Origin of the sequence: Dietzia sp. SYD-A1 (assembly GCF_015356725.1) — a bacterium.
Lineage (GTDB): Bacteria > Actinomycetota > Actinomycetes > Mycobacteriales > Mycobacteriaceae > Dietzia.
The window spans coordinates 1-3,928 of the sequence record NZ_JADDKI010000526.1 but is presented as its reverse complement, the minus strand read 5'-3'; the positions used below and the strand labels follow the sequence as shown (position 1 = coordinate 3,928).

Genomic DNA, 3,928 nt, shown 5'->3' with positions numbered 1-3,928 from the left:
GCGCCCACGCCCTGCGCGAGCCGGCTCCGGCGACCGCTACCGAGGACGTCCCCGACTCCGGCGAGGGTCTGCTGACGTCCAACCGGGTGCTGGTCACGGCTCCGCGTCACCGGATCTCCCCCCGCACGCCGGTGCTGTGGGTGATCGAGGGGATCTGGTCGTGGGCGATCCTCGCCGCCCTGCAGGTCGGGTGGTACTTCTGGGGCGACAACGTGATGGGGTTCTGGAACTGGGTCGCGCTGGCAGCGACCGTCCCGTTCGCGTTCATGTCCATCGTGGTGGCGCCGTGGTGGCGCTACGTCGTGGCCCGGTGGGACGTCTCGGACACCGCCGTGTGCTCGCGCAAGGGCTGGTGGACCACCCAGTTCCGCATCGCCCCGCTGGCGCGCCTGCAGACCGTCTACACCACCCGCAACCTGTTCGAACGGTGGTTCGGTCTGGCCACCGTCCACGCCTCCACCGCGTCGGCGCAGGGCACGGTGGAGATCAGGGGCCTGGTGCTCGCCGACGCGGAGGCGTTGGCGCAGCACCTCATCGCCATCGCCAACCTCGACTCGGAGGACGGGACGTGAGCGGACCGGGGACCGCGGCCGGGGTGACGGCCGGTCCGGACGACGACGAGGCCGGCTCCTCCGTCGACACCGCGCGGGCCCCTGGGACCGAATCGGCACCGGACCAGGAGGCGGCCGAGGAGACGGCGCCGACCGATCGGACTGACGACGCCGGTGCGGTCGACCCGGAGGCCCCGTGGCACCGGTTGTCCTGGCGGATGCTGCTGGTGGACCCGCTGGGGATGCTGACCCGATTGCTCCCGCTGTTCCTCATCTCCCTGTGGTTGGGGTCGAATCGCAACAACTACTGGTTCGAGATCGGCGTCATCTCGTTGATCGTCCTGGGGAGTCTACTGAGGTGGCTGTCCACGAGCTACCAGGTCGGCCGGACCCACATCGTCCTGAAGAAGGGCTTCTTCAGCCGCAACGTGGTCACGGTGTCGCGCCAGCGGATCCGCAGCGTGGACACCGAGTCGGACCTGTTCCACCGGGTGATGCGCGTATCGATCGTCGAGGTCGGCACCGGCCGCGCGGACTCCGGGAAGTCGGACGCCGAGCGGTTCCGGCTCAACGCCATCGACACTGCCCAGGTCGAGCCGCTGCGCGACGAACTGCTCAAACATCGGCGCGCCCTGGACCCGACGCTGAGCGAGGAGGACGAGGAGCAGTGGGGGTCGAAGTACGGCGAGGACATCTCCCGGTGGCGCGTCACCTGGGCGCGGTTCGCGCCGTTCTCCTTCCTCGGGTTCGGCGTTCTCCTGTCCCTGTGGCTCCTCACCTGGCAGATGGGGGACATGCACGACCGGGTCATGGACCTCGCGGTGGTCGAGGCGACCGTCTCGTGGCTCGACTCCCTGGGACAGCCGTGGGCTCTGGTCGGCGAGGTGATCGCGGTCTGGATGGTGGCCGGGGTCCTGGCGATCATCACGTACGCGATCCGTTACGGGAAGTACGCGCTCACCGACCGTGGACAGTTGCTCTACGTCCAGAACGGCATCCTCCGACGGAAGCATCAGGCGCTGGACAAGGCCAGGCTCCGAGGGGTCGAGATCCGTCTGCCGGTCTATCTCCGGCTCCTGGGCGGTGGCCGGCTCGAGCCCATCATGACGGGGACCAAGAAGGGTGCCGCCGCGTCGACGCTGCTGCCGCAGGCCCCCATCAAGGACGTCCGGCGGGTGGCCGCGCGCATCCTCGGCGACCCGACGCCGGTCACCGTGAGGCTCCGGCGCCACCCGTGGAAGGCCGCGCGCCGGCGGATCACCCGTGGACTCCTCCCGTTCTGGGTGGTGGCCGGCCTGATCGTCCTGGTGCGGATCGACTCCGGCCCATCGGCCGACATCTGGGTGCAGTGGGGGATCCCGGCGGCCCTGGTGTTCTTCCTCGCGTTGTCCGTCGACCGGATCAGGATGCTCGGCCACGCTCTGCTGCCCGACGTCCTGGTGAGCTCGAGTGGGTCGTGGACCGCCAAGCGGACCGTGCTCGAGGCGGAGGGCATCATCGGGTGGACGGTCACCCAGTCGGTGTTCCAGCGTTCCGCGGGGGTCGCGACCGTCTCGGCGGCCACCCCCGCGGGCAACGGTGTCTACTCCGTCGTCGACATGGACGCCGACGAGGCCTGGGCTCTGGCCGAGGCGCTGACCCCCGGCATCACGGACGTGTGGCACCACGACGGGGACCCCGACGTGCGCTCCTCACCGTCGATGGGTCTCCGCCCGCGGTGAGCGTCCCAGCGTCGCGACCCACAGTGGGATGAGACCGCCCACCACCAGGAGAGCCAGGCCCCGTAACCCGATCGGGACGGGCATGTTGCCTCCGGGGCCCAGGTTGAGCGTCACCAACGTGAGGATCCAGATCAGGGCCGGGAACACGGCCACGATCGCCCGGTCGGACCAGGCCGAGGCGACCCGCACCAGGAACAGCGACCACACACCGGCCGCCAGGATGGTGAACGGGAACGGGACCGGGCCGACGTACGTCGCGAGCCAGGCCACGGCCAGCACGCAGCTGGTGGCGGCGCCGACGGCGAGCATCACCAGCGCAACACCGAGTTCGATCACCCTGGTCGACCGGACGAGGGCGGCCCGGCCGGTCACCGGGTCTCCCCCACGAGTCCGTCGAGCAGGTGAGCGGTACCGGGCGGGCACTTGACGTAGGGGCCCCCGGGGTCGGCGAGGTCGTGGGCGATATACCACTCGACATCCGAGACGGGCTGGAGGATCCCGTTGGTCAGGGCGAAGAACCACGGTTCTGAATCCGGCCCCGGGACCAGTTCGAGTTGGGTCGCGTGTCCGGTCAGGGCCTCCAGCTTGGCCGCATAGGTGGCGTCGTCGAGCGGCACACGGTGGGTCAGCCGTGAGTCCGGTACGGATGGCAGCTCGGCTTCGTCCGCGTGACGCAGGTGGGCCGGCGGCGCCGGGTGTCGTCGCGAGACGTCGGACCTGGCGGTGACGGTCCACGCCACCCGCCAGGGCCGGTGGGCCGCCTGGTCGATCGCACTGTGGACGACCTCGTGGGCGCGGATGTGGTCGGGGTGGCCGTAACCTCCGCGCGGGTCATAGGTCACCACCAGGTCGGGACGCCAGTCGTCGACGAGTGCCACCATCTCGTCGACCGCCTCGCGCCCAGAGCCCACGAAGGCGCGCGGATGCCGCGCGGACGGCGTCCCGGCCATCCCGGAATCCCGCCACCGGCCGGCGCCCCCGAGAAAACGGGGCCGGTCGACACCGAGCGCGCGGAGCGAGACCCCCAGCTCCCCGATCCGGAACCCGCCGAGTTGATCGGCGCGGTCGGCCAGCAGCCCGGAGAGGTCCTCACCGAGGACCTCACCCTCCTCCCCGAGGGTGCACGTCACCACCCGCACCTCCACACCGGCCGCGACGAGGGCGGCGATCGAGCCTCCGGTGGTGATGGCTTCATCGTCCGGGTGGGCGTGGACGAACAGGGCCCGGGGTGCGGTGCCCGGCTGCGGCACGGCGAGAGGTGTCATCCGGTCCTCCTCCAGGTGGGTGCTGAGTAGAAGACGTCGGAGACCATCGGTGGCGCGGCGTCGGCACCGGCTGGACCCACGCCGGTCACCTCGACGCCGTCGTCGGAGAGCAGCAGAACCGGTCTGACCAACGGGATCCGGAGGGCCTGCTCGGCGACCAGGTCGCCCGCCGTCTCCAGGTCGGGGCCGCCCGGCGCGTCCCCGAGCCCGAGAGCTCGGTCGAGCTCGGGGACGCACACCCCGGAGACCCCGCTCGCCCTCGCCGGGGCGGAGGTGCCGATGGTGCGTGACGGGGCACTGGTGGTGGTGGGGGCGGGCGCCCCGGTGGTCGCGGTCGGGTCGAGACGGGATGTCGCGGTGGTGCCGGTGTCGGGTTCCGGCGGGACGAGGC

The 3,928-nt window shown here is 71.2% G+C and carries 4 protein-coding genes and 1 pseudogene; 2 read left to right on the top strand and 3 right to left on the bottom strand.

The window, feature by feature from the left end; genetic code table 11:
* A partial coding sequence (locus tag IY392_RS16460) for a PH domain-containing protein (RefSeq protein ID WP_194861804.1) occupies positions 1 to 572 on the top strand: 572 nt, incomplete at its 5' end.
* Positions 569 to 2,272: a PH domain-containing protein gene (locus tag IY392_RS16455; protein ID WP_194861803.1), complete on the top strand. Its 1,704-nt coding sequence runs from the start codon at positions 569 to 571 to the stop codon at positions 2,270 to 2,272. The genes IY392_RS16460 and IY392_RS16455, both read left to right, overlap by 4 nt.
* Here IY392_RS16455 and IY392_RS16450 read toward each other — a convergent pair.
* The 3 genes and pseudogenes from IY392_RS16450 to IY392_RS16440 form a co-directional block, all read right to left on the bottom strand.
* A complete protein-coding gene (locus tag IY392_RS16450; RefSeq protein ID WP_182613522.1) occupies positions 2,243 to 2,644 on the bottom strand; it encodes a hypothetical protein in 402 nt (133 codons plus the stop codon). The genes IY392_RS16455 and IY392_RS16450 overlap by 30 nt on opposite strands.
* A complete protein-coding gene (gene mshB, locus IY392_RS16445; protein WP_182613523.1) occupies positions 2,641 to 3,537 on the bottom strand; it encodes an N-acetyl-1-D-myo-inositol-2-amino-2-deoxy-alpha-D-glucopyranoside deacetylase in 897 nt (298 codons plus the stop codon). Before mshB ends, IY392_RS16450 begins: the two co-directional genes overlap by 4 nt.
* Positions 3,534 to 3,928: pseudogene (locus tag IY392_RS16440) on the bottom strand (ABC transporter family substrate-binding protein); the annotation flags it as partial. The gene mshB and the pseudogene IY392_RS16440, both read right to left, overlap by 4 nt.